The 571-nt window shown below is 60.8% G+C and carries 1 pseudogene; it reads right to left on the bottom strand.

Annotation, left to right across the window (positions count from 1 at the left end):
- Nucleotides 1-87: 87 nt before the first annotated feature.
- Nucleotides 88-571: pseudogene (locus BQ8482_RS33900) on the bottom strand (ATP-binding cassette domain-containing protein); the annotation flags it as partial.

Raw genomic sequence — 571 nt, 5'->3', positions numbered from 1 at the left:
ATGGTTCCGCCCTGAGTGTGCAGAGTGAAGATCTTGGCGAGGCCTTTGACGTGAATGCGCGTAGTCATCTGAACTGTCCTTACTGCCTCAGACCTGTAAAACGGAGGAAACGAGCAGTTGCGTATAGGGGTGATGGGGATCGTCAAGCACCTGGTCGGTCAGGCCTTGCTCGATGACGCGCCCGCGCTGCATGCCATCATCCGGTCGGCGAGCAGGCGCACGACGGCTAGGTCATGGGTGACGACGATGGCGGCGATACCGAGCTCGCGCACAAGCCCACGCAAGAGATCAAGCAAACGCGCCTGCACGGAGACGTCAAGACCACCGGTCGGCTCATCCATAAAAACGAGCCGGGGACGGGTGACGAGATTCCGCGCGATCTGCAGGCGCTGCTGCATGCCGCCGGAGAAGACCTTCGGTTTGTCATCGGTGCGGCAAAGGTCGATCTCCACCTTCTGGAGCCAGTCTTGCGCCTCAGCACGGATGTTGCCGTAATGGCGGGCACCGAGCGCCATCTGTCGCTCACCGATATTACCACCGGCGGTAACCTCCATTCTAAGGCCATCCCGCG

The organism is Mesorhizobium delmotii (assembly GCF_900149755.1).
GTDB classification, from domain to species: domain Bacteria; phylum Pseudomonadota; class Alphaproteobacteria; order Rhizobiales; family Rhizobiaceae; genus Mesorhizobium; species Mesorhizobium delmotii.
The sequence above is the reverse complement of the archived record's forward strand: the minus strand, read 5'-3'. Positions and strand labels throughout refer to the sequence as shown.